Origin of the sequence: Epilithonimonas sp. (genome assembly GCF_032055105.1) — a bacterium.
Classification (GTDB): domain Bacteria; phylum Bacteroidota; class Bacteroidia; order Flavobacteriales; family Weeksellaceae; genus Epilithonimonas.
Genome location: NZ_DAMBRK010000006.1, coordinates 92775 through 118234, shown reverse-complemented (window position 1 = coordinate 118234; position 25460 = coordinate 92775). Strand labels below are relative to the sequence as shown.

General features: G+C 34.9%; 24 protein-coding genes. 17 read left to right on the top strand and 7 right to left on the bottom strand.

Translation table 11 applies throughout. From position 1 onward, the window contains the following. Positions 1–97 precede the first annotated feature (97 nt). Positions 98–1375 (bottom strand): HAMP domain-containing sensor histidine kinase, encoded by a 1278-nt coding sequence (locus RTY06_RS06930; RefSeq protein WP_312823801.1) that lies wholly within the window; start codon positions 1373–1375, stop codon positions 98–100. Continuing rightward, on the bottom strand, positions 1372–2049 hold the full coding sequence (locus tag RTY06_RS06925) for a response regulator transcription factor (protein ID WP_312823800.1): 678 nt from the start codon (positions 2047–2049) through the stop codon (positions 1372–1374). The genes RTY06_RS06930 and RTY06_RS06925 overlap by 4 nt, the downstream gene beginning before the upstream one ends. 133 nt (positions 2050–2182) lie before the next feature. Between RTY06_RS06925 and RTY06_RS06920 the strand changes: the two genes are divergently transcribed. Then, the gene (locus RTY06_RS06920; protein WP_312823799.1) at positions 2183–3022 is read left to right on the top strand and encodes a restriction endonuclease; all 840 of its coding nucleotides are present in this window, start codon (positions 2183–2185) and stop codon (positions 3020–3022) included. Between the two features lie 66 nt (positions 3023–3088). Here the strand turns inward: RTY06_RS06920 and RTY06_RS06915 are convergent, their stop codons facing one another. Together RTY06_RS06915 and RTY06_RS06910 are read right to left on the bottom strand one after the other, a co-directional pair. Further along, positions 3089–3628: a DUF4136 domain-containing protein gene (locus RTY06_RS06915; RefSeq protein ID WP_312823798.1), complete on the bottom strand. Its 540-nt coding sequence runs from the start codon at positions 3626–3628 to the stop codon at positions 3089–3091. A 57-nt stretch (positions 3629–3685) separates the two neighbouring features. After that, positions 3686–3862: a DUF5522 domain-containing protein gene (locus tag RTY06_RS06910; RefSeq protein WP_312823797.1), complete on the bottom strand. Its 177-nt coding sequence runs from the start codon at positions 3860–3862 to the stop codon at positions 3686–3688. 41 nt (positions 3863–3903) lie between these two features. On the opposite strand from RTY06_RS06910, the gene RTY06_RS06905 reads away from it, so the two are divergent. The 15 genes from RTY06_RS06905 to hisIE all read left to right on the top strand — a co-directional run bounded on the left by RTY06_RS06905 (position 3904) and on the right by hisIE (position 19022). Continuing rightward, positions 3904–4230 (top strand): hypothetical protein, encoded by a 327-nt coding sequence (locus tag RTY06_RS06905; RefSeq protein WP_312823924.1) that lies wholly within the window; start codon positions 3904–3906, stop codon positions 4228–4230. A 138-nt stretch (positions 4231–4368) separates the two neighbouring features. Beyond that, the gene (locus RTY06_RS06900; RefSeq protein ID WP_312823796.1) at positions 4369–6348 is read left to right on the top strand and encodes a KUP/HAK/KT family potassium transporter; all 1980 of its coding nucleotides are present in this window, start codon (positions 4369–4371) and stop codon (positions 6346–6348) included. A 26-nt stretch (positions 6349–6374) separates the two neighbouring features. Next, positions 6375–6854, top strand: coding sequence for a transcriptional repressor (locus tag RTY06_RS06895; RefSeq protein ID WP_312823795.1), 480 nt, complete (start codon positions 6375–6377; stop codon positions 6852–6854). Next, positions 6854–8602, top strand: coding sequence for an OstA-like protein (locus RTY06_RS06890; protein WP_312823794.1), 1749 nt, complete (start codon positions 6854–6856; stop codon positions 8600–8602). The genes RTY06_RS06895 and RTY06_RS06890 overlap by 1 nt, the downstream gene beginning before the upstream one ends. 350 nt (positions 8603–8952) lie before the next feature. Continuing rightward, positions 8953–10131 carry an aspartate aminotransferase family protein gene (locus tag RTY06_RS06885; protein ID WP_312823922.1) on the top strand — a complete coding sequence of 393 codons (1179 nt, stop codon included), beginning with the start codon at positions 8953–8955 and terminating at the stop codon, positions 10129–10131. Between the two features lie 443 nt (positions 10132–10574). Beyond that, positions 10575–10961: an START-like domain-containing protein gene (locus RTY06_RS06880; protein WP_312823793.1), complete on the top strand. Its 387-nt coding sequence runs from the start codon at positions 10575–10577 to the stop codon at positions 10959–10961. A gap of 47 nt (positions 10962–11008) precedes the next feature. Beyond that, on the top strand, positions 11009–11815 hold the full coding sequence (locus RTY06_RS06875) for an aminotransferase class IV (protein WP_312823792.1): 807 nt from the start codon (positions 11009–11011) through the stop codon (positions 11813–11815). Positions 11816–12042: 227 nt separating this feature from the next. Then, positions 12043–12900, top strand: a complete 858-nt coding sequence (hisG, locus tag RTY06_RS06870; protein ID WP_312823791.1) for an ATP phosphoribosyltransferase — start codon at positions 12043–12045, stop codon at positions 12898–12900. Further along, the gene (gene hisD / locus RTY06_RS06865) at positions 12900–14192 is read left to right on the top strand and encodes a histidinol dehydrogenase (protein WP_312823920.1); all 1293 of its coding nucleotides are present in this window, start codon (positions 12900–12902) and stop codon (positions 14190–14192) included. The genes hisG and hisD overlap by 1 nt, the downstream gene beginning before the upstream one ends. Beyond that, positions 14182–15216, top strand: a complete 1035-nt coding sequence (hisC, locus tag RTY06_RS06860) for a histidinol-phosphate transaminase (protein WP_312823790.1) — start codon at positions 14182–14184, stop codon at positions 15214–15216. Before hisD ends, hisC begins: the two co-directional genes overlap by 11 nt. Positions 15217–15218: 2 nt before the next feature. After that, positions 15219–16352: a bifunctional histidinol-phosphatase/imidazoleglycerol-phosphate dehydratase HisB gene (gene hisB, locus RTY06_RS06855; protein WP_312823789.1), complete on the top strand. Its 1134-nt coding sequence runs from the start codon at positions 15219–15221 to the stop codon at positions 16350–16352. Positions 16353–16391: 39 nt separating this feature from the next. Continuing rightward, positions 16392–16973, top strand: a complete 582-nt coding sequence (hisH, locus tag RTY06_RS06850) for an imidazole glycerol phosphate synthase subunit HisH (RefSeq protein WP_312823788.1) — start codon at positions 16392–16394, stop codon at positions 16971–16973. Beyond that, a complete protein-coding gene (hisA, locus tag RTY06_RS06845) occupies positions 16970–17686 on the top strand; it encodes a 1-(5-phosphoribosyl)-5-[(5-phosphoribosylamino)methylideneamino]imidazole-4-carboxamide isomerase (protein WP_312823787.1) in 717 nt (238 codons plus the stop codon). The genes hisH and hisA overlap by 4 nt, the downstream gene beginning before the upstream one ends. Beyond that, the gene (hisF, locus tag RTY06_RS06840; RefSeq protein WP_312823786.1) at positions 17686–18438 is read left to right on the top strand and encodes an imidazole glycerol phosphate synthase subunit HisF; all 753 of its coding nucleotides are present in this window, start codon (positions 17686–17688) and stop codon (positions 18436–18438) included. The genes hisA and hisF overlap by 1 nt, the downstream gene beginning before the upstream one ends. Next, positions 18435–19022: a bifunctional phosphoribosyl-AMP cyclohydrolase/phosphoribosyl-ATP diphosphatase HisIE gene (hisIE, locus tag RTY06_RS06835; RefSeq protein WP_312823785.1), complete on the top strand. Its 588-nt coding sequence runs from the start codon at positions 18435–18437 to the stop codon at positions 19020–19022. Before hisF ends, hisIE begins: the two co-directional genes overlap by 4 nt. A gap of 164 nt (positions 19023–19186) precedes the next feature. Here the strand turns inward: hisIE and pdxH are convergent, their stop codons facing one another. Then, a complete protein-coding gene (gene pdxH / locus RTY06_RS06830; RefSeq protein WP_312823783.1) occupies positions 19187–19837 on the bottom strand; it encodes a pyridoxamine 5'-phosphate oxidase in 651 nt (216 codons plus the stop codon). Positions 19838–20160: 323 nt separating this feature from the next. Here pdxH and RTY06_RS06825 point away from each other — a divergent pair, with 323 nt between their 5' ends. Then, positions 20161–20709, top strand: a complete 549-nt coding sequence (locus RTY06_RS06825) for a YqgE/AlgH family protein (RefSeq protein ID WP_312823781.1) — start codon at positions 20161–20163, stop codon at positions 20707–20709. A 74-nt stretch (positions 20710–20783) separates the two neighbouring features. Here RTY06_RS06825 and RTY06_RS06820 read toward each other — a convergent pair whose 3' ends face one another. After that, positions 20784–22361 carry a RagB/SusD family nutrient uptake outer membrane protein gene (locus RTY06_RS06820; RefSeq protein WP_409450831.1) on the bottom strand — a complete coding sequence of 526 codons (1578 nt, stop codon included), beginning with the start codon at positions 22359–22361 and terminating at the stop codon, positions 20784–20786. Positions 22362–22372: 11 nt separating this feature from the next. Continuing rightward, complete coding sequence (locus RTY06_RS06815; RefSeq protein ID WP_312823777.1) at positions 22373–25255, bottom strand: SusC/RagA family TonB-linked outer membrane protein; 2883 nt, start codon at positions 25253–25255, stop codon at positions 22373–22375. Positions 25256–25460 lie beyond the last annotated feature (205 nt).

Here is a 25460-nt window from a genome sequence, read left to right as displayed (position 1 = left end):
ATCGGGAAAATTTTGGGAAGAAATCGGGAAAGAAATGGGAATTTGGATTTTAGTAAAAAGTGAGAAGTGAAAGGTAAAAAGCAATTTTGTCTAACTACTAAAACTTTACATTAAACTCGTGCATTTCTCCTTTAAATTCATACGAAACAGAAAATCCGTACAACTCGGCAATCGCTTTTACAATCGCTAACCCCAAACCTGTCCCTGACTGATTTTCTTTATTTTTCTGGAATCTTGTGAAGATTTTTTCCTGTGCTAAAGATTGAAGATTTCCTGTGTTTTTTACCGTTAAATAATTTTCGGAAATTTCAACTTCAACTTTTCCGTTTTTGATATTGTGGAAAATGGCGTTTCGCAAAAGATTGGAAACAATAATATTCATCAAAGCTGAGTCGGCATTGACTGAAAGTTGGGCATTTTCTTGAGATGAAATTTTAACTTCTTTAAAATCAGCAATATCTTCAAGGTCGCTGATGTTTTTTGCTACAATTTCGTTTACAGAAATTTCTTTGTTATCAAAAAACTGTTTGTTCTCAATTTTAGTTAATAGTAAAAGTGATTTATTAAGTCGAACCAACCTTTCAATGATTTCTAAAATTTCTGCAATTTTTTCTGCCTGATTTTCGGTGAAATTTTCCCTTTCCATCAACAGTTCGAGCTTACTGATGGCGATGGCTAAAGGAGTCTGAAGTTCGTGGGAAGCGTTTCCGATGAATTCTTTCTGTTGCTCGTACGTCTTTTCGCTGTAATTTAAAAGTGTGGTCACGGCTTCCTGTAAATCTGCAAATTCTTTGGTTTTTGTTTCTGCTTTTGGAAAACTTTTTCCTGTTCCGAGACGGTATTTTTTTAAGTCATAAAGCAAGTCGTAGAAAGGTTTCCATAATTTTTGAAGCACTAAATTGTTAATCAACAAAATACTGAAAATCAAAAGCACATACAATCCTGCGGCGTCCCAAAGCAATTCTTTCACAAGATCATCTTCTTCAACCATATTGTTGAAAATTTTCAGCTCATAAAAATTTCCATTCTGTTCGAAAACCGTTGTTAAAACTCGTACAGGTTCCAGTTCGGGAGCTTCATCATCGGCATCCTGGGCGTAAATTTCGGTGTCTTCGTAGGTGTCTTTAAAATTCAGAGCTTCCTTTTTGCTGATAGGATTTACCGAAAAAAAGCCTTCATCAAACGTTTTCTGCTGCAAAATGGTGGAATCTTTTTCGGCTCTGGAAACAATCTGTCGCTTGTAATTTTCGAGCTCTTCATCTACGCTGTCTTTGATTTCGTCGAGCATATTAAAATAAAACACGACCGACCAAAGACTTACGATAAGCAATAGCCACGACATGAGGTGGAGAAGAGATCGGTTGAGGAGTTTCATTTTTCTTTCAGTTTGTAGCCGATTCCGTAGATGGCTTCGATTTCGATTTCAGCGTCGCTTTGCTGAAGTTTTTTTCTTAAATTTTTAATCTGATAATAAATAAAGTCAAAATTATCTGCCTGATCGATATTGTCGCCCCAAACATGTTCTGCCAAAGCAGTTTTCGTTACCAAACGGTTTTTGTTGAGCAGGAAATAATTCAGAATATCAAACTCTTTTCTGTTGAGTGCGAGATTTTCTCCGTTTACCGTCAATGTACGTTCTGTAAGATCCATTTCAAGATTGGAAATGATGATTGAATCTTTCCCGTCGAGATTTTTTCTGCGCAGAACGGCTTTTATTCTTGCGTTGAGTTCGGCATTGTGAAAGGGTTTGGTTAAATAGTCATCCGCTCCGAGTTCAAGACCTTTCAATTTGTCATCCAGAGAATCTTTTGCGGAAATAATAATGACGTTTTCAGATTTACCCAAGTCCTTCAACTGCTGTAAAAGCTGGAGCCCGTTTCCGCCGGGAAGCATGATATCGAGAAGGATACAGTCGTAATTATACAAGCCGATTTTTTCACTTGCGGCATTAAAATCTTCGGCAGTTTCAATAAGATACTGCTCCTGAACCAGCGAATCACAAATCGATTTTAAAAGCTCTTTTTCGTCTTCAACAACAAGGATTTTCATGCAACAAATGTAGAGAATGATTCTGGAAAGAGGTGGGAATCTATTAATAAGTTAACTAGTAATAAAACTTTTTTTATTTTTACTAAGTCCCTTAAGCTATAATTAGGACATAGAGTAAAATTTCACATATCATATGAAAATCAAAAATAATGCTGGCGAAACGGTAGAATTTGAAATTGGAAAACTAGAAAGTTCTCTTAGAAATTCTGGCGCGAACAATCATTCTGTCAAAAAAGTACTCCAAAATATTTTACCCAATTGCTTTGACGGAATCACGACGAGAGAGTTGTATAAAATGGCGTTTGATGAATTGAAAAAAATCTCAAATTCTGCGGCTGCAAGATACAGCCTGAAAAAAGCTTTGCTGGAACTGGGACCTGCAGGATTCTATTTTGAGCAGTGGATTTCGAGAGTGTTTCAAAACATTGGTTATAAAACGGAAACTGGACAATTGATAAAGGGACATTCGGTGACTCACGAAGCTGATGTTATTGCTAAAAAAGATGATAAAACTTATTGGGTAGAATGCAAATTCCGAAATGCAGAAGACACAAAAATCTCCGTCACAACGCCAATGTATGTTCTATCGAGAATCAAAGATATTTCTAATATTCAGTATAATCTTTTCGGAACTAAAACTGAATTTACAGACGGTTGGCTGATTACGAATACTTATTTTACTAAAGATTCTGTTGCTTTTTCAGAATATTATGGATTAAGATTATTGTCTTGGGATTTTCCTGTGAATATGTCGATTAAAAATCTGGTTGACCAAAATGCACTTTATCCAATCACTTGTCTTACAACTTTGGACGGAAAACAAAAACAAAAATTGTTGGAGAACAAATGTGTTCTGGTAAAAGAATTATTCCAGAATCAGAATTTGTTGAATGTTTTAGAACTCAGTCAAGAAAAGAAATCAGAAGTTCTGAAAGAAGCAAAAGAACTGATGACAACGAAAATATCAGAATAAAAAAACCGCAGAAAATTCTACGGTTTTATCTTTTTTCTATCAGTCTATCATCTTCTAGTCTGAAAACTATTTCCCTTTTTGCGGTGGATAATTAGCCATTATTTCAGCTACAACTTGTGGGATTTGTTTTTGCTTTGACTTTGGCGAATCTACAGAAATTCCGCTTCCTGCGCCTTGCCAAACCAATTTTTGAGTTTTAGCATCGATGATGTCAATCACAATTGTTCCGCTGTTATAGTTATTGGTCCAAGTATTTCCCATACCGAAGCCTCCACCCCAGCCCCAGCCACAAGGTCTTCCCCAGCCGAAACCGCCTCCGTAAGAAGTCGTAATGTCCTGAACTTTTTTGTGAGATGCTTTCACATTGATAATCAAATCAGGATTCTGAGAAGAAGTCAATCCTTTTGCCTGAACTTGTTTTGACAATTCATTCAAAACTCTGTCTTTGTCAAGGTCGTTTATTTTCAAATCGTCGGTTCTTAGCAAATACGTTTTGTAGTTTGCAAAATTCGCTGTTGCAGAATAATCAGATTTCACTTGGAAAGGGCTACAAGAAGTCACCCCCAAAGAAACTGCAGCTAGTAATATGAAGAAATATCTTTTCATAATGTAGATTTTAATATTTTTAAAGAATTATGGAATCGCAATGCGATTTCATTTTATTCAATTTTTTGATTTTTTAATAAAAGTATCCGTCTTTTTATCATAGCCATACGGGCAATGTCTGCAACCGCTTTTACAGCAATAGCCACGCTTCAAATGGAATTTTTCTGTAAAAACCTTATAACCTTTCTCGTTATAATAAAAGTCTTCATTCTCTTTGATGTCATTTAGTTTCATAAGTTAAAAAACTGTACCAAAATTTTTATCTTTGATTTATGATAATTATTGTCTGTCAAAGATTACTCAAAAATACTAAAATTTCGGGGATAACACTATTTCCGTTTATATTGCTGAGAAAAAAAGAATACAGACAGAATAAGATTCTCATCAATCACGAGAAAATTCACATCCGTCAACAGCTGGAATTATTGATTATTCCATTTTACATTTGGTACTTGTCAGAATATTATCTCAAATATTTGAAGTACAAAAATCCGCACTTGGCTTACCGAAACATTAGCTTTGAAAGAGAAGCTTATGATAATGACCAAAACCCAAATTATCTCAAAAAAAGAAAATTCTGGAGTTTCATTAAATATCTTTGAAAATCATTATCATAAAGGATTGAGACGTTTCAATTTTCGGATTGGTCATTTCTCCAATATTACATTTTCGTGAAAAAAATTTCTCAGAATATAAAATAATCTAAATTTGCAGAATTATTTTTTCAACATATCATAATTATGTCGCAAGATAGCAGCGGTCATTTTGACCTCAAAAAACTTTCCTGGGTTGGCGTTTTAGTTTCATTGGGAATTGTTTTCGGAGATATCGGAACATCCCCTTTATATGTGATGAAAGCCATCATCAATGCAGGAAAAGAAGGCGGAATCATCTCTGAGGAATACATAGAAGGTGCATTGTCTTGCATTATTTGGACATTGACTTTACAAACGACAATCAAATATGTTATTATTGCTCTTAAAGCTGATAACAAGGGTGAAGGTGGAATCTTGTCGCTTTATTCTTTGGTCAAACGGTTCAAGAAAAAATGGCTTTATATTGTTGCAATAATCGGAGCTGCAACTTTGGTTGCTGACAGTATCATCACACCATCAATGACCGTTATTTCTGCGATTGAAGGTTTAGAATTGGTAACACATAAACCACCTGTTGTTCCTATAACATTGATTATACTAATTATCATTTTTGTCGTTCAGCAATTTGGAACCAGTTTTATCGGAAAGTTTTTCGGCCCCATTATGGTACTTTGGTTTCTTGTTTTAGGTGGATTTGGATTGGTTCATTTGATAGATCATCCTTTGGTTTTAAAAGCTTTCAATCCTTATTATGCAGTTAAATTAATTTATAGTTCGCCTAGCGCAATCATTATTCTTGGTGCGGTTTTCCTTTGTACAACAGGTGCGGAAGCATTGTATTCTGATCTTGGACATTGTGGAATCAAGAATATCCGAGTGAGCTGGATTTTCGTGAAAGCAATGCTGATTCTTAATTACTTAGGTCAGGGTGCTTGGCTTTTGAATAATTATCACGAAGTTTTCCAAGGAAAAAATCCATTCTTCGGTATTATGCCAGAATGGTTTATAATTCCTGCTGTTGTTTTGGCGACCGCTGCGGCAATCATTGCAAGTCAGGCTGTAATCACAGGAGCTTTCACAATGTTCTCAGAAGCAATGTCGCTCAACTTCTGGCCCAATCAAGAAATCGAATATCCTTCAGGAATCAAAGGTCAAATGTACATTCCGAAAATTAACTGGGGACTTTTGTTACTTTGTTTCATCGTCGTTATTTACTTTAAAGAATCAAGCAAAATGGAAGCTGCTTATGGACTTTCCATTACAGTTACGATGTTGATGACAACCATTCTTTTGATTTTCTGGTTCTTAAAATCTAGAACAAAAAAAATCTACATTGCATTATTCGCTTTGATTTATCTCGTGATAGAAGGTGGGTTTTTCAGTGCCAACATTATCAAATTCTTTGATGGTGGTTGGATGTCTGTTTTATTAGCCGGCTTTATCGGAGTTTGTATGTACGCTTGGTACAACGGTAGAATCATCAAAACAACTTTCATTAAATTCGTAAAACTGGAGAAATATGTTTCCACGATTAAAGATATGAAACTGGATGAAACGATTCCGAAGTATGCGACCAATCTTGCTTTCATCAGTCGTGCAAAGAGAGACGACGAAGTGGAATCGAAAATTATTTATTCAATAATTCGTGCACAACCTAAAAGAGCCGATCATTATTTTATTTTAAACATTGTCAATCAGGAAGATCCTTACAGTTTCAAATATCACGTGGAAGAGGTTTTACCTGGAACAATTTATAAAATCAGTTTCTTACTTGGGTTCAAGAGAGATAGAAGAATCAATGATTATTTCCAGCAGATTCTAAACGAAATGATGGAAGAAGGTACTATCCCGTCAAGAAGTTCGCACCCATCTTTGAGAGCACATAACATTCCGCCGGATTTGAAATTTGTGATTATTGATAATGTTTATATTAATGACTTCTTGTTGACCATCCGAGACAAAATCATTCTTAACATTTATAATTTCGTTAAAAAATTGGGGAGCAATGACTTTACAGCTTATGGCGTTGCAAGTCATAACGTTGTTGTAGAGTCGGCTCCGTTGCTTGATCAAAAAATCAAAATTGAGAAGATAGAAAAAGTGGAAAATCATCATCTCGATTAATCCAAAAAAATCGTTATTTTTGTACAATGGATACGAAACAAAAAGAGTTGAATATCGCAACTATAAAAGACGTTCTAAGACAATATCTTCAGGATAAAGGTTTCCGCAACACGCCGGAACGTTACACTATTCTGGAAGAGATTTACAATATGGAGCACCACTTCAATGTGGATGACCTTTACCTATTGATGATGCAAAAAAAGTATCACGTAAGTAAGGCGACGATTTACAATACGATTGAGATTTTCTTGGATGCAGGCTTAATTAGAAAGCACCAATTCGGGGAAAAAACTTTGAGTACATCTTCTTATGAAAAGTCTTATTTTGATAAACAGCACGACCACTTGGTAATTTACAAAGCAGATTCTGACAAAGAAATCGAGGAAATCATTGAGTTTTGCGACCCGAGAATTCAGGGAATCAAAGACTCTATCGAAAAAGCATTTGGTGTAAGTATTGATACGCACTCTCTGTACTTCTACGGACACAAGAAGTCTGAAAATTAATGAAGAAATCCTTTTTTGTAGTTCTACTTCTAATTTTTGTTAGACTATTTTCTCAGGTCACACCGCCAGCCCAAAATCCGGGATTGGTAAAAGACCCTTTTTTCAAAAATCAAAATACTCAAACACAGCCTTCTAAAAAAGTAATTAATAAACATGCTGATACTTTCGGCATCAAAGAAGAAAAATATGAAGGTAATCCGGTGTTCTCTGGGAATGTTGTTTTTGAACATCAAGGTTCTGTTCTTACAGCCAATGAAGTTGTTTTTTTTCAAAAAGAAAATTTCTTGAAAGCCATCGGAAATGTTGTTCTTACAACTGCCGACGGAAACAGAATCACCGCCCAAGAAATGGAATACGACGGAAACACAGAACGCGGAATCGCCAGAAAAAATGTAGTCCTCACCGATCCGAAACAAACCATCAAAACAGAAACACTCTATTACGATAAAATCCCGAACACGGCTTATTTCAATACTGGCGGAACGATTTATAGTAATGATGGAAGTGTGATGTACACCAAATCGGCGACTTATTATCTCAATACAAAAATGATTGATTTCATTGGTCGTTCCAATATCGAAACGGATAAGTACACCATCGTCAGCGATAATATCAAAACCAATCAAAACACCAATGTTTCCGATTTCTTTGGACCAACAACAATCAGAAGTAAAGAAAATCCAAGAAACTATGTTTACACAGAATTAGGAACTCATAATTCCAAAACTGGAGAATCTTTCCTGAATAAAAACTCCAGAATCCATTATAACGACAAAGTTCTTACTGGCGATAAATTGTACTACAACCGAAACACAGGCTTCGGAAAAGGAACAGGCAACGTAATGTTGGACGACCCGAGACAAAATCGTTTCATAAAAGGTGGTTACGGCGAAATCTACGAGAAAAAAGATTCTGCTATGATTACAGATAAACCATATGCCGTAAAAATCTTGAGTAAAGATTCGGCTTATATCTCGGCAGAAAAATTCTTGACATTTCAGAAACCCGATTCTATTGATAAGCTCAAAAAAAAGAGTTTTTTACGCGCTTTCAGAAAAGTGAGGATTTTCAAAACAAACATGCAAGGTCGTGCAGATTCTCTCAGTTTTAACGAGACCGATGGCGAGATGCACTTGATGAGAAAACCAATTCTCTGGATGGGCGTAAAACAGATAACCGGAGACGAAATAAGAGTTTACAGCAATCCCGAAAAAGAAGTTACAGACTCTATAAGAGTCATCGGAAATGCCTTCGCCATCAGCAAAGCAGACTCTCTGAATTTGAAAGACGAGTTCAATCAAATCAAAGGAAAATTAATGATTGTTTATCTAACGAATAATGCTATAGACAGCGCCAAAACCGTTGGTAATGCACAAGCCATTACATATGCAGATGATACCAATCAAAAAACGAAAGAAGTCACCAGAATTGGCGTTGCACTTTCCACGTGTGGTGAGATTGTGGCCGATTTTCTAGAACGTCGTTTGGAAATAGTTTCTTGTAACATTGGCGCCAATACAGACACTTATCCAATGAGCAAAATCTCAAAACAAGAGCGTTTCTTCAAAGATTTTAATTGGAATACCAAAGACCGTCCACAGAAATGGGGCGATATTTTTCTCGACACGCCAAATTACCCCGAAATTGTTTATGAATCGGACAATTCTCTCTTTGACCGGGCCGAAGCAGAACGCAAAAAACTCGAGGAAAAGAACAAACCCAAAACACCGGTTAGGGTAAAAAAATAACAGAACATTCCTTTAGGAATGAAATCTGTGTACTATAGAATAAATCAATTTGAGAGGGCGTTCTGTAGGAACGCTATCTTTTTTAAATTTGTTGAAAAATTCAGGCAATGGAAATCAATTCTAAAATAAAAATAAAAAGTTTTCTTGGAACGTCACATCCTTCAAAAATTATAAATGAAGATGAAAATTATTGGATTCTTATAGGAGAAACGGGAAAAATTATTGAAATCGAAGAAACGAAATATTTGATTCTGTTTGATAAAAATTTGGATTCTTTAGGTTTAATCAATCATAATCCCGTAAAAAACTCATTATGGATTTTAAAATCTGATGTAGAAAAAATTTCTAATATAAATCAAGATTTCTATCAATATCAAGCACAAACCACACCGTTCGCATCTGGTTTCGAAGTGGAAAAAGCAGAAGGTAGTTACATCTACGGAAAAGACGGAAAAGCTTATCTGGATTTTGTAGCTGGGGTTTCCGCCAATACTTTGGGACACTCTCATCCGAAAGTCGTTAACGCGATTAAAGAGCAAGCAGACAAATATCTCCACGTAATGGTTTACGGCGAATATGCTCAGGAAAAACCGGTTGAACTTTGTAGACTTTTGGCAGAAGTGACTCCCGAACCTTTGGAAGTTACTTATCTTGTGAATTCCGGTGCAGAAGCCATTGACGGAAGTTTGAAATTGGCGAAACGTTACACAGGAAGAGAAGAAATCATTGCCTTCAAAGATGCTTATCATGGAAATACGCACGGCGCACTTTCTGTTGCAGGAAATGAAGTTCACAAAAGAGAATTCCGACCGTTGTTGCCAATGGTCAATTTTATCGAATTCAATAATGAAAATGATTTTGATAAAATTACAGAGAAAACCGCTTGTGTGATTGTAGAAACTATTCAAGGTGCGGCGGGTTTTATTATCCCGAAAGACAATTACTTCATCAATCTAAAAAAACGTTGTGAAGAAGTTGGAGCATTGTTGATTTTGGATGAGATTCAGCCCGGGTTTGGAAGAACAGGAAAATTGTTTGCATTTGAACATTTCGGAATTGTCCCTGATATTCTCGTGATGGGAAAAGGAATGGGCGGCGGCGTTCCTGTGGGTGCATTTATGAGTTCGAAAGAAATTATGACAAGTCTTTCACATTCACCAAAGCTGGGACATATTACAACGTTTGGAGGAAATCCATTAATTGCTGCTGCTTCACACGCTACTTTGAAAGAAGTTTTGGAAAGCGGACTGATGAACGAAACCGATAAAAAGGAAAAACTTTTCAAAGAACTACTCGTTCACCCGAAAATCAAAAATATCAATGGAAAAGGATTGATGCTGGCTGTGAATCTTGGAACACCTGACATTACGATAAAAACCATTTCAAAATGTATGGAAAAGGGATTAATTGTTTTTTTACAATTATATAGAAATGAATATCTGAGAATCTCTCCTCCACTTACAATCTCAGAAGACGAAATCCGAAAAGGTTGCGCGATTATTTTAGAAGCTTTGAATGAAGTTGAATAATTTTTGAATACAAAGCGTACTAAAATTTTTTGATAACTAAATGTTTTAAGTTCACAAAGGCGCTTCGCTTAAAGAAGAATTTATTATACACTTTGTCATTCCGTAGGAATCTAAACTTCGCTGTCGAGATTCCTACGGAATGACAAATTTCGTTTTTAGAGTAACCCTTGTTTTTTTTGCAGAAACTGCAGCCCGACTTGAGCGGAAATCCTTTTTTGCTTGGACTCTAGTTTTATTTTTACTGAAATCGTCTGCAAAAAAGATTGGGAGTGGAAGGCGGATTAAGCTGCCATAATAATTGCAAAGTTTAGTATTCATCAATGGTCTAAAATCAACTAATAAAAATCATATTTATTTTCTATAAAAATTTTGAATTTCCATAGACATTTTCATTTGGAAATAAAAAATTAATTTATATATTGCGCCACAATTAGAATTAGAATATGGCGAAAACGAAAGTGCAGTATGAATACAATATGCATTGTCTCTCGGAGATTTTGTATGAGTATTTGGCAAGTGCAGAAGGATTATCAGAGTGGTTTGCAGACGACGTTGTAGAGCGTGGTGACGATTTCTTTTTCAGCTGGGGCGGTGGTCCTGCTGAGAGAGCTACACTTATTCGTTATAAGCCAGAAAGTTTTGTGCGTTTCCGTTGGGAAGAAGATGAAGGGACTAAATATTTCTTCGAACTTTCTATCATCATTGATGAAATTACAGATGACTTGTCCCTTAATATCACCGATTTTTGCGAACCTGGTGACGAAGAAGAAAATAAACTCTATTGGGAAAACCTGATAGAAAATTTACAGATAAAATTAGGTGCAGCTTAATATTTTTAGATGAACGATTTTATCGTTCATTATTTTTTTATACTACAATGCAAAAATTAGTTTATACCGAAGATAATCTCCAACTCATCAACCGTTCTTTTCTTTATGGAGATTCGGTTTGGGTGTCGTTCTTTGTCAGAAACGGACAACTCATAATGGCAGAAGAATCCTATTTTTTCCTAATGGCATCGATGAGGAAAATGAGGCTGAATATCCCATTAAGTTACACTCTAGAATTTTTTCAGGAATTGTTCCAAAGAGAAATTCTTGACCAAGGCATCCAGAACGGAATTATCCAACTGATGGCTTACAGAAAACAAGAAGACAAACCTCTTCCCAAATCTGAAACAGCTTTCTATTTTGAAATCGAAGAATCCAATGACATCCTTGATATTAAAGGTAATATCGAATTGGATTTGATTAAGGAAATCAATGTGAATGCTAATCTTTTGAGTAACATCCGGGTTCATTCTGCAGAGAATATCTATGCAGAAATCTATGCGAAAGAAAATGATTTGGATGACGTCATTCTTCTGAATCCGAACAAGAAAATCGCAAGAAGTATTTTCGGAAATCTTTTGTTTCTTCAAGAGAATGTGATTAAAATTCCTAAGCAAACGGAAGGCGCATACATTTCACCTTTGATGGAAAACTTCGTGACTTTTATCCATAAAAATAAATTGGCAGAAATTGAAGAAGCTGAAATCATCGCTTTCGAATCTCAAAAGGCTGAAGAAATCCTGAGAATTTCTGATGAAAAGGGCGTTCATGCGGTTTCTAAAATCAGAAATAAATCGTTTGAAAACACCAAATTTACCGAAATGGTTACTCAATGGAAAAATAGTTTTCTATAATTATTTCCAAAAAAATAGAATTATTTAAAAATAATTTCTACATTTGTCTCAACAAAAAGCAAGAAATGTCTATACAACTTATGCATCATCATCACCATTTTCACGTTCAGGCGGGAAGGTAGTGATATGTCATAACTTCAAAATAATATTAACCGTCTGAGTAATCAGACGGTTTTTTGTTTCCCAATTTTCCATTGTTTACTCAGGCTTTATCTATTAAATTAAAAATGAGTAAACTAAAATTAGCCATTCAAAAAAACGGAAGACTGAGCGAAAAGTCTCTGAAACTTCTGGAAGAATGTGGCATCAAAATCTCCAACGGAACCAGAAAACTGAAAGCAGTTTCTTCTAATTTTCCATTAGAAATTCTATTTCTTCGTGATGACGATATTCCCCAATATGTTGAGCAAGGCGTTGCTGACATTGGAATCATCGGGCTAAATGAAGTCTTAGAACAAAAGAAAAATATTGAGATAGTTCAAAAGCTTGGTTTTGCTCAATGCAGATTGTCTTTGGCAATTCCAAAAGAAGAAAATTATAACGGAATTCAATATTTCGAAAATAAAAAAGTGGCAACTTCTTATCCTGAGATTCTTTCAAGCTATTTCCAAGAAAATAACATCAATGTACAAATCGAAAAAATCGGTGGAAGTGTAGAAATTGCGCCTGGAATCGGACTTTCCGATGCGATTTTCGACATCATTAGCACTGGTTCTACTCTACTGACTAATGGATTGAAAGAAGTAGAAACTGTTTTGGAAAGCGAAGCCGTTTTGATTTCCAGCGAGAATTTGTCGAATGAAAATCAAGAAATTCTAAAGAAACTTTTATTCAGAATTAATGCTGTAAAAGAAGCTTCTGAAAGCAAATATATTCTTCTGAATGCTCCAAATGAAAACCTCGAAAAAATCATCAATCTTTTACCTGGAATGAAATCTCCAACCGTTCTTCCTCTAGCCGAAAGCGGTTGGTCATCAATCCATTCAGTTATCAAAGAAGATAAATTTTGGGACGTGATTGAAAACTTGAAAAAAGAAGGCGCACAAGGAATTCTGGTTTTAGAAATTGAAAAAATGATATCATGATGAAGCAGTTTAATTATCCTAAAGTTTCTGAATGGAAAGACCTTTGCGAAAGACCTTTGCAAAATCAAGAAAATCTTGAAAGTCAAATTAAAGAAGTTTTTTCTGAAGTTAAAAATAATGGAGACAATGCGTTGAAATTCTTCACAGAACAATTTGATAAAGTTTTAATTCAAGATTTAAAAGTCTCTGAAAATGAAATCATTGAAGCAGGAAAATTAGTTTCTGATGAATTAAAATCTGCTATTAAAATTGCTTGTGAAAATATTAGAAAATTTCACAGTTCTCAACAAAAAGAGAAAAAAATCATCGAGACAACCGAAGGTGTTTTCTGCTGGCGAGAAAATCGGGCGATAGAAAATATTGGAATCTATATTCCTGGAGGAACAGCGCCTTTGTTTTCTACGGTTTTGATGCTGGGAATTCCCGCGACTATTGCAGCTTGTAAGAATATTACGCTTTGTTCGCCTCCCGATAAAAACGGAAAAATCAATCCAGCGATTTTGTTCACAGCAAATTTAATTGGAATTAAAAACATTTTCAAAGTTGGAGGAAGTCAAGCGATTGCGGGTTTGACTTTTGGAACAGAAACAATACCAAAAGTTGATAAAATATTTGGTCCTGGAAATCAATACGTGACGACTGCAAAACAATTGGCTCTTAACTACAATGTTGCCATTGACATTCCAGCTGGTCCAAGTGAGGTTTTGGTGATTGCAGATGAAACTTCTGTTCCAAGTTTTGTCGCTTCAGATTTGCTTTCCCAAGCCGAACACGGAACCGATTCTCAAGTAATTCTTTTAAGTAATTCTCAGATAATCATTAATGAAATTAATATTGAAATTGAGAAACAACTTGCAGAATTACCACGAAAAGAAATTGCTGAAATCGCATTACAAAACAGCAAATCAATTTTGTTAAGTTCCATCGATGAAGCAATTAATTTTTCAAATTATTATGCACCTGAACATTTGATTTTAGCGATTGAAAATGCTGAAAATTTCACAAACAAAATCACAAATGCAGGCTCAGTTTTCTTAGGAAATTACAGTCCGGAAAGTGCGGGCGACTATGCTTCCGGAACCAATCACACTTTGCCGACCAACGGTTTTGCTAAAAATTACAGTGGTGTTTCTCTAGACAGTTTTGTTAAAAAAATTACATTTCAAAACATTACAAAAACTGGAATTAAAAATCTTGGACAAACCATTGAAGTAATGGCAAAAGCAGAAGAATTAATCGCTCACAAAAATGCAGTTTCAATCCGATTAAAATCTTTAGAAAATGACAATTGATATAAAAAATTTAGTTCGAAAAAACATCCTGAATCTGAAACCATATTCTTCCGCAAGAGATGAGTTTGAAGGTGAAAATGGAATTTTTCTGGATGCGAATGAAAATCCTTACGGGGAACTGAATCGTTATCCTGATCCTTATCAGAAAAAGATAAAACAAAAACTTGATGAAATAAATCAAATTCCAACCGAAAATATTTTCTTGGGAAATGGAAGTGATGAAGTGATTGATTTAGCTTTCAGAATATTTTGTGAACCGAAAAAAGATAAGGTTTTAACATTTTTGCCAACTTATGGTATGTATGAAGTTTCTGCCAATATCAATGATGTAGAATTAATCAACCTAGATTTGAATGAGAATTTTCAAATCGATTTGGAAACTTTAAAACCATATTTAAATGACGAAAATTTTAAAATAATTTTCATTTGTTCACCCAATAATCCGACGGGAAATTCGATCAAAAATATAAAATACATTCTGGAAAACTTCAACGGAATTGTTTTTATTGATGAAGCTTACATCGATTTTAGTCCAGAAGAAAGTTTCAGAAATCAAATCAAAAATTATCCTAATCTCATTGTCAGTCAAACATTCAGCAAAGCTTGGGGAATGGCTTCTGTTCGAGTTGGAATTGCTTATGCTTCCGAAGAAATCATTAAATTTTACAATAAAGTAAAACCGCCTTACAATATCAGTCAACTTAATCAAGATGCGATTCTAAACACACTTAATGATGAAAATATAAATCTGGTTTCAGAAAATATTAAAATCATTTTGGAGGAGAAAAAATCCTTAATCCAAAACTTAGAAAAACTTGACTTGGTTAAGAAAATCTTCCCTTCAGATGCCAATTTCATTTTGATTGCAGTTGACAATGCAGATTCAGTTTATCAAGAATTAGTTAAGAAAAAAGTGATTATTAGAAACCGAAATTCGGTTATAAAAAACTGTTTGAGAATTACAGTCGGTTCTCCAGAAGAAAATCAAAAATTGATAGAAAATCTCCAAACAATCAAAATTTAAAAATGAAAAAATTACTATTTATAGATCGCGACGGAACTTTGGTTCTTGAACCCGAAGATTATCAGGTTGATTCTTTTCAAAAACTGAAATTCTATCCACAAGTCTTCACTTATTTATCAAAAATCGCGAAAGAATTGGATTACGAATTGGTGATGGTGACGAATCAAGACGGTTTGGGAACAGATTCTCATCCTGAAGAAAATTTCTGGCCAATTCAGAATTTCATTATCGAAGCTTTTAAAAATGAAGATGTAAAATTCGAAGATATTTTCATTGATAAAACTTTCGCAAAAGATAATGCGCCAACCAGAAAACCAAATATAGGTTTGCTGACAAAATATTTTGATAAAGACACTTATGACTTAGAAAATTCATTCGTAATTGGTGACCGAATCACTGACGTAAAATTGGCGAAAAATCTTAATTCAAAAGCCATTTTTATTAATAATGATGAAAATCTGGGCGCAGATGAGATTTTGGAAAATGATGATTTGGACAAAGTGATTTCCCTAAAAACAACTTCTTGGAAAGAGATTTATGAATTCTTGAAACTCGAAAACAGAACTTCAGAAATCATTAGAAATACCCACGAAACCAATATCAAAATCAATCTAAATCTCGACGGAACAGGAAAATCCAACATTGATACAGGAATTGCATTCTTCGACCATATGCTTGACCAAATTGCGAAACACGGTCAAATGGATTTGGAAATCAAGGTTGACGGCGATTTGGAAGTTGATGAACATCATACGATTGAAGACACAGGAATTGCACTTGGCGAAGCTTTTTATCAGGCTTTAGGAAACAAATTAGGAATCGAACGTTATGCTTTTGTTTTGCCAATGGACGATTGTCTGGCTCAGGTTGCACTAGATTTTGGAGGGCGAAATTGGATGGTTTGGGATGCAGAATTCAAACGCGAAATGATTGGAAAAATGCCAACCGAAATGTTCTTTCATTTCTTTAAATCGTTTTCAGATTCGGCGAAAGCAAACCTTAACATCAAAGCCGAAGGCGAGAATGAACACCACAAAATAGAATCGATTTTCAAAGCTTTTGCAAAATGTCTGAAGTCTGCTGTAAAACGAGATTCGGAGAAAATGATTTTACCGTCAACAAAAGGAATGCTGTAATTATTAATTATAAATGATGAATTATAAATTATTTTAAAAATGAAAACAGTTATTATAGATTATAAAGCTGGAAATGTTCAAAGTCTTCTATTTGCGATAGAAAGATTGGGATTTTCCGCTAAACTCACGGATAATTTCGCTGAAATTTCCAAAGCAGATAAAGTGATTTTTCCCGGCGTTGGAGAAGCATCTTTCGCAATGAGTTCGTTAAAAGAAACCGGATTAGATTTGCTAATTCCAGAACTCAAACAACCACTTTTGGGAATTTGTCTTGGGATGCAATTGTTATGTAAAGATTCGGAAGAAAGTGATACGAAAGCTTTGGGAATTTTTGATGTTTTGGTGAAGAGATTTCCAAATTCGGTTTTGGTTCCGCAGATTGGCTGGAATCAGATTTATGATTTGAAGTCGGATTTGTTTAAAAACATTCCTGAGCAAAGTTATATGTATCTCGTTCACAGTTATTACGCTGAGAAAAACGAAAATACAATAGCCACAACAGATTATTCCGAATCTTACAGCACAGCTTTGCAAAAAGACAATTTTTTCGGAGTTCAGTTTCACCCTGAAAAAAGCGGAATCTTTGGAAGTAAAATATTAGAAAACTTTTTAAAATTATGAGAATTATCCCTGCAATAGATATCATCAACGGAGAGTGTGTTCGACTTTCTAAAGGCGATTATAATCAGAAAACCATTTACAACTCCAATGTTTTGGACGTTGCTAAAAACTTCGAAGACAATGGAATTCAGTTTCTGCATTTAGTTGATTTGGATGGCGCCAAACAAAACCGAATTATTAATTATAAAATATTAGAACAGATTTCCACTCAAACCAATTTAATCATAGATTTTGGAGGTGGATTAAAATCTGAAGAAGACATCAAAATTGCTTTTGGAAATGGCGCAAAACAAGTCACACTGGGAAGTATCGCAGTCAAAAATCCAGAATTATTTTTAAAGTCTTTAGAAAAATATGGTTCTGAAAAAATCATTTTGGGAGCAGATGCAAGGAGAGAAAAAATTGCAGTTTCCGGTTGGTTAGAGGAAAGCCAAACCAATATTTATGATTTCATCAAAGAAAAAACAGAAGACGGAATTCAATATGTTATCTCGACAGACATCGATAAAGATGGAATGTTGGAAGGTCCTTCTTTTGATTTATATGAAAAAATCATTGGCGAAAATCCCGATATCAAACTGATTGCTTCCGGCGGAATTACTTCTAGTAATGATTTAGTTCAAGTAAAATCAATCGGTTGTGAAGGTGCAATTATTGGGAAAGCTTTGTACGAAAATAGAATCACGTTTAACGATTTAAAACCATTTCTCTAATGTTAGCAAAACGAATCATTCCTTGTCTCGACATCAAAAACGGTGAGACGGTAAAAGGCGTTAATTTTCTGGATTTGAAAGAAGTCGGAAATCCAGTGGAAATGGCCATCAAATATTCTAATCAAGGCGCAGATGAATTGGTTTTTCTGGATATTTCTGCAACTGAAGAAAGACGAAAAACCTTGATTCCGTTGGTGAGAGATATTGCGAAACACATCAATATTCCGTTTACGGTTGGAGGTGGAATTAATGCGCTTGAAAATGTGGAAGAACTTTTGAAAAACGGCGCTGATAAAATCACTATAAATTCGGCATCTTTATCTAATCCGAATCTGATAACCGAAGTTGCCAAACGTTTTGGTTCGCAATGTATGGTTGTGGCAATTGATACAAAATTGGTTGAAAATCAAAACAAAGTTTTCAGTAACGGCGGAAAAATCGAAACTGAAAAAGAATTATTTTCTTGGGCAAAAGAAGTCGAAAATCTTGGAGCAGGCGAAATCCTCCTAACCTCTATGAATACAGACGGAACGAAAGCTGGATTCGCCATTGAAATCACAAAACAACTTGCAGAATTGGTGAACATTCCTGTGATTGCTTCCGGAGGTGCGGGAACAATGAAACATTTTGAAGATGTTTTTACAGAAACCAAAGCAACAGGAGCTTTAGCGGCGAGCATTTTTCATTTTAATGAAATCGAAATTCCTGAACTTAAAAATTATCTTAAATCTAAAAATTTACCAATACGATGACTATAAAATTCGATACAAATACTGGCTTAGTTCCCGTTATTATTCAGAATTACCTCAACCTGAAAGTTCTGATGCTGGGTTATATGAATCAAGAAGCTTTTGACAAAACTTTGCAGGAAAAACGAGTAACCTTTTTTTCGCGTTCCAAAAACAGACTTTGGACAAAAGGCGAATCTTCTGGTAACTTTTTGGAATTGATTGATTGGAAATTGGATTGTGATAACGATACAATTCTCATCAAAGCGAATCCTCTTGGACCAACTTGTCACAAAGGAACGACGACTTGTTTTGCAGAAGAATCTGACAAAGGATTTTTGTATGAATTACAACAAACCATTTCTGACAAAATTGATAATAATGATGAAAATTCATACACCAATGAACTTTATAAAAAGGGCATTAACAAAGTTGCGCAAAAAGTAGGTGAAGAAGCTGTAGAATTGGTTATTGAGGCGAAAGATGATAACGATGATCTTTTCTTAAATGAAGCTGCAGATTTACTTTACCATTATTTGATTTTGCTGAAAGCGAAAGGTTTTAGAATAGAAGATGTTGAGGCAATTTTGAAGTCGAGAAGTAAATAGTATGTCTGATTTTTTTATAAATCTTCAAATAAAAGTAGAAAATCATCTAATAAAACATAAAATTTGTCATTCTGAAGGAATCTAAACTGTCTGGATTGACTTCGTCGAACCGCGTTGTTAGGTTTCCTCCGGAATGACAAAAATATGCTCTATTTTTTTTAAAACTACGGTGCTAATCTGGAAATCTTCCAATCAAAATCTTCTGTCAACGAGTAAAGAATTCTATCGTGAAGACGATTTGGTCTGCCTTGCCAAAATTCTATTTCATAGGGTTTTGCGATATAACCGCCCCAGTTTTCTGGTCTTGGAATTTCTTTGTTTTCGAATTCGGTTTCTAAATCTTTTAGTTTGTTTTCGAGGAAATTTCGGTTTGGGATTTCCTGACTTTGTGGCGAAACAACTGCTCCAAGTTGACTTCCTTTTGGACGAGAATGGAAATAGCCGTCGCTGAGATTTTCAGCAATTCTCTCAATATTGGCTTTGATGATGATTTGTCTTTCCAGACTTGGCCAGAAAAAACTAAGACAAGCTTTTTGAGTTCTCTCCAACGATTTTCCTTTTCGACTGTCGTAGTTGGTATAGAAAACAAAACCTTCCCAATTGTAAGACTTCAGCAAAACCATTCGGGTTCTTGGACAACCGTCTTCCTCGACTGTGGAAATTGCCATTGCGTTGGCTTCGGAAACTTGTGGATTTTCTTCGGCTTCCAGAAACCAATTACGGAATTGCTCGATTGGATTTTCTTTGATTTCGGTCTCGATGAGTTGGGATTTGTCGTAAACTTTTCTTTTATCGTGGAGGTTTTCGTTGTTCATTTTATTTGAATGCTGGAAATTATTTGAACACAAAGTTCGCTAAGATTTTTTTAGATAATTACTGTTTTAAGTTCACAAAGACGTAAAACTCATCAAAGATAAAAATTCAAATTATGAGAAAATTATAATTGATAGACAACTTTTCTTTTTTGCGAAGCGCGCCCCGACCTGAGTGGAGCTCTTTTTGTTTTTTTCCTAAAAAAAACAAAAAAGCGGGAACGGAGGGCGGATAAAGGCGCCCAAATTATTTAAATTCTGGTAATTTTAACTTAAATTTTTCTTCAATTCTTTTTCAAAAAAATATTTTTTAATAGCTTTGATAGATGAATTACTCTTACAAAGGTAAAATTTTAATATCAACACCTGATGTTTCGGGCGACATATTTTCGCGCTCGGTGGTGCTGATTGTGAGTCACAACGAAAATGGGGCATTTGGTCTTATCCTGAACAAGAAGAATCAGAATATGAGTTCGAGGCTTCTGAATGTTTTTGGTTTCCCAGTCGAGCTTTACGAAGGCGGACCTGTGGAAAATGACCGAGTTTATTTTATCCTGAAAGGCGAAAAAGTGACGGAGAATTTTATAGAAATTAATCAGGAATTTTATCTGACCGAAGATATTGATTCTGTGGTTTCTGCGATTGTGAATAATGAAATTAATATCTCAGACATCAAGGTTTTTTCAGGTTATTCGGGTTGGGGCGCTCTGCAATTGGAAAGCGAACTGCAACGGAAAATGTGGACAATTGTGGATGTTTATAATCTGGATTACACCCTTCCTAATGACCAGAATCTTTGGAAAAATATTATGCAAAATCTTGGTGGCGAGTTTCTTCTTTGGGCGAATGCGCCAGAAGATGTTTCTCTTAACTAGAGAAAAAGAAGAGAGATATCTAAAATTAGGTATCTCTCTTTTTTGAAAATGATTTGATAAAGTTGTTTTTTTAATTAATATCCTGGATTTTGTTGCGCTGCTAAAGTTGGATTAGCACTTGTTTCCAAAAGTGGAATTGGCCAAACATATCTATAATCAGAATATGGAATAGCAGGAACATCCCCTGTTTTTATAACATATGTTGTTCCAATACTATAATCAGCCGCTAAAGGAGCGGCTCCATTTTTGTACTTAGCAGGTATTCCTGCTGTTGGAGCAATATCGTCCTGCTGTAACCGGTGAATGGTGTTCCATCGTTGTCCTTCTGCCAAAAATTCTATTCTTCTCTCAAGTAAAATTGCGTTTACTGCCAAAGTCTTATTGGCAAATAAAGTATAAGCTTCCGTAGTAGGGTTTGCAAGAGATCTATTTCTTACAGTATTAAGATCTTCCAAATATGTAGAATTATCTAATCTTGCCTTAGCCTCTGCTCTATTAAGAAGAACTTCAGAATATCTTATTAATGGAGAAGCATCTGTAAGTGTAGAAGTATCTTTGTATTTATTTGTATAATAAGCAGTTCCTTTGAAGGTTACAAGACTAGCCCCTCTTCTTTTATCGGTAGCCAACCAACCAGCATTATTCCAAATAATTGGACTAATTGCAATCAAACTTCTACCAAGGTATTGCGAAGCTAATGCACCATTAACATCAGGATTATTGGTTGCTGAATTCTCTAAAGAGAAAATACTTTCTGAATTACCATAGTTATTTGCAAAAGGTGTATTCGGATCTGGAGTTAAGGTATATTTACCATCAAGTTTATTAGCTTCAGTAATAACGCTACTATAATCTCCTTTGCTCATATATACTCTTGTTTTAAGAGCTATAGCCGCTTCTTTTGTAGCATATACAATGGCCGCTTTTGCAGTACTTCTTTGTGTTTTAGAATACATAAAAGTTTCCGCATTGTTCAAATCTTCTAATATTTGTACATAATTACTAGCAACTGTCCCTCTAGGTTGCTTTTTGTTTTCTTCTATTAATTCTGGAGTATTAATTCCCACGGTTCTATAAGGAACACCTAAGTGGGATGCATCTGCAGTATGCTTATATGGTCTAGCAAAAAAGTTAAGCAATTCATAATGGCTAAATGCTCTGAAGAATAAAGCTTGACCAATGTAATCATTGCCCTCTGCCTGAGTTATAACCCCATTAGAAATTGCTTTTGTAACACCTTCTATTAATAGATTAGCCCTATTAACAAGTCTATACGTATCTATCCAATAGTAAACCGTATTCAAAGCACCAGCCGGATCCCAACTTCCAATATAAGTGACAGCATAGAAAGCAGCAGTGTTTACCATATCCTCCCCACGCATATCATTTTGTTGGAAGTAAGCAGCTCCGAATGGATAGCCCCTACCAGCTTGCGATGGTGTTGCATTATTATATTGCCCGATCTGTGCGGCTTGGTACATACCATTAAGAGATAAGATTACATTTTCTCTTGTACTAAAAGCAGCATCTTCACTTGCTTGGTTGTATGGTTCAAGATTAAGAACATTCTCCTCATTACAGCTAGTAAAAGCTAATAAAGCTATACTAGTTATTGCTATAAAGATTTTTGATTTATTTATAAATTTATTCATTTTATTAATTTTTAAAACGTTGCATTAAGCCCTAATGATACAGTCATTTGTCTAGGTACGCCATTATAATCCATACCGTTACTTTCCATTTCAGGATCTAGCCCAGAATATTTTGTAATAATAATTGCATTCTGTACAACTCCGAAAACTCTAAGTTTGGAAAGTCCAACTTTTTCGATAAAGTTTTTATCGAGAGAGTAACCAAGAGTAATGTTATCAATTTTGATAAAGTCACCTTTTTCGACAAATCTAGAGTTTGCTACACCAGTAGTGTTAATATTACTTGTGTATCCACCTCTTAATTTTGGTGTCCAGCCATCTCCAGGATTACTCGCACTTTGCCATCTACCAAGTATCTCTGTTCCATTGTTATAGAAATCTTGATTCAGCAATTCTCTTCTACTAACATTATAAATATAATTACCACCACTAAATCTTGCCAAAAATCCAAAATCAAATGCCTTGTATTTGAACGTAGAATTGAAAGATCCATAATAAGTAGGTAGTGTATTACCCAATATGAAACGATCATTACCAGTTAATGATGATGCAGCTCCTAAAGTCCCCGGGTTAGCAGCGTCGTACAATCTATAAGCTCCACTTGTAACATCAAACTGAACCAGGCTACCATCAGCTTTGTAATAAACTGGGTTACCATTAGCTATATTCACGCCCCAATATTTATAGCCATACAATGAACGTAGAGACTCTCCTGGTCTTATCAAGTATGCTGTTTCGCTGTTCTGTGATTGGATTATATCAGAACCATCTACAAGAGATAACACCTCATTTTTGATTGATGTTAAATTACCGGTTATAGACCAAGTAAAGTTATCTGTCTTGATAATGTCAGCATTCAAAGCAAATTCCCAACCTTTGTTCACCATATTACCAATGTTTGCATTATAGCTGTTTCCTGGCACTCCTAATGATGGAGCTACCGGAACCGCTAATATTAAATCGTTATTTTGATTTTGGAAGTATTCTCCGCTGAAGGTAATTCTATTGTTAAGAAATCCAAAATCTGCTCCTATATTTTTCTTAATATTTGTTTCCCATTTTAGTAAAGGATTCCCCGTATTAGAAAAACCCCAACCATTTGCATCCGCATATCTGTAACTATTATATAATCCTAAATATGGATAATTTCCTATATCTGTATTCCCTACTTTACCATAGGAAGCTCTCAATTTTAAATCTGAAATAATTCTATTGCCTTTCAAAAATTCTTCATTCGAAACCGTATATCCTAGTGATACACCTGGGAAATTACCGTATCTATTAGCTGAAGGTAATGACGACAAACCATCTCTTCTTATTGTCCCTTGGATGAAGTATTTGTTTGCAAAATTATAGCTAAGTCTTGCAGCATAAGAAATCAAACCATTTTCACTCGCACTACCCTGAGACAGTTGTGTTGTATATGATCCAGTTATAACATTTTCTGACCCAAAGAAATCTGTGGAAAGGCCTTGTCCTCCCGCAAAGAAATAGTTCGATTTTTGTTTTTGGTATTCATTTACTAAGACTAGGTTTACGTTATGCTCGCCAAAAGTTTTGTCAAAGTTTAAAATATTTTGGATATTCCATCGGTCTAGATTAAGATAATTATTATAAATATAACCTCCTCTAGAGAATCCATCTCCGTGTACTCTATCCCAATATAAGAAACCAGTAGTTACAGATCTATCTTTGCTTACTTGTAGACTATAAGTTAACCATTTTGCAAGATTAATATCGCCCCTCACATTCCCAATAAATCTAGTAAGATTGGATGTGTAATTATTATTGTTTACAACATATGCAATGTTTGTAAGATCACTAGTAATTGGGATAAGGTTTTCCCATTGTCCAACTCTACTTAGAGTTCCTGAGGTAAATATATTATATCCTGTTGGTGTAGAAGGATTGTAGATAGGAGTATTTGGCAATTGTCTTATTGCACTGAACATTGCTCCAGAAATGGAGCTCGCTCCATTATTTAAACCTTTATACCCTGTTTCTGAATAGCTTAAACTAGTTGATAACTTGAACCAGTTTGTCACTTTTTGATCAGCATTGAGACGAAAAGACATCCTTTCCATTTCATTTGGCTTTATAACTCCCTCTTGCTTTGTATACCCTAATGAAGCATAATAATTACCTTTGCCCAGACCTCCAGTCATAGATAAGAAATGATCTGTTTGTGTACCTGTTCTTAGTACGGCATCTTGCCAGTCTGTATTATATTCACTGCCTCTCGCCCAAACGGTACTTACGGCTGCTGCTTTTTCGTTAGAAATAGTTAAAAAATCCGGTGTTCCTAATAGATCATATTTTTTCACAACATTCGCAACACTAAATAGATTGTTATAATTAACTGCAAATTTTCCGTTCTTACCTTTTTTCGTCGTAATTAGGATAACTCCATTTGCTGCTCTAGAACCATAAATAGCTGTTGCAGCACCATCTTTCAAAACCGTCATCGTTTCAATATCAGCTGGGTTAATATCTGCAAGAGCATTGGCTGGTGTACTTCCTCCTCCAGTATCTCCAGACCACATAGGTATTCCATCAACAACATATAATGGTGATATTCCTGAGCTGATTGAGTTAACCCCTCGTATTCTTACCACAGGTGCTCTACCCAGCTCACCAGAGTTGTTCACTACCTGAACCCCAGAAGACCTACCCGCGAGTTGAGCTTCAAAAGTTGGTGTATTAAGGTTAGTAATCGCATCTCCCTTAACAGTTGTTACTGACGATGTTACCTGGCTTTTCTTTTGAGTACCATAACCTACAACAACTACCTCCTCTATATTAGATGTTTTTGTAGAGTCTGATGTCTGGGATAAAAGTGCTTGTCCCGTAAAAAACAAAACACCTACACTCAAAATTTTAAGTTTAACATTCATAAAATTTCTTATTTATAATTAACAATATTTAACAAAGATGTTGTTTTTTTTAATACATTTTAACCATAAAATAAATTTTAATCAAATTTTAATCTTATTCTAATATTATTCCAATGTTAATAATTATAAATACAAAAAAAAATAAATAATTCATCAATTAAACAATAAAACCGACATTAAAACAAAAACAATAATAAAATAAACA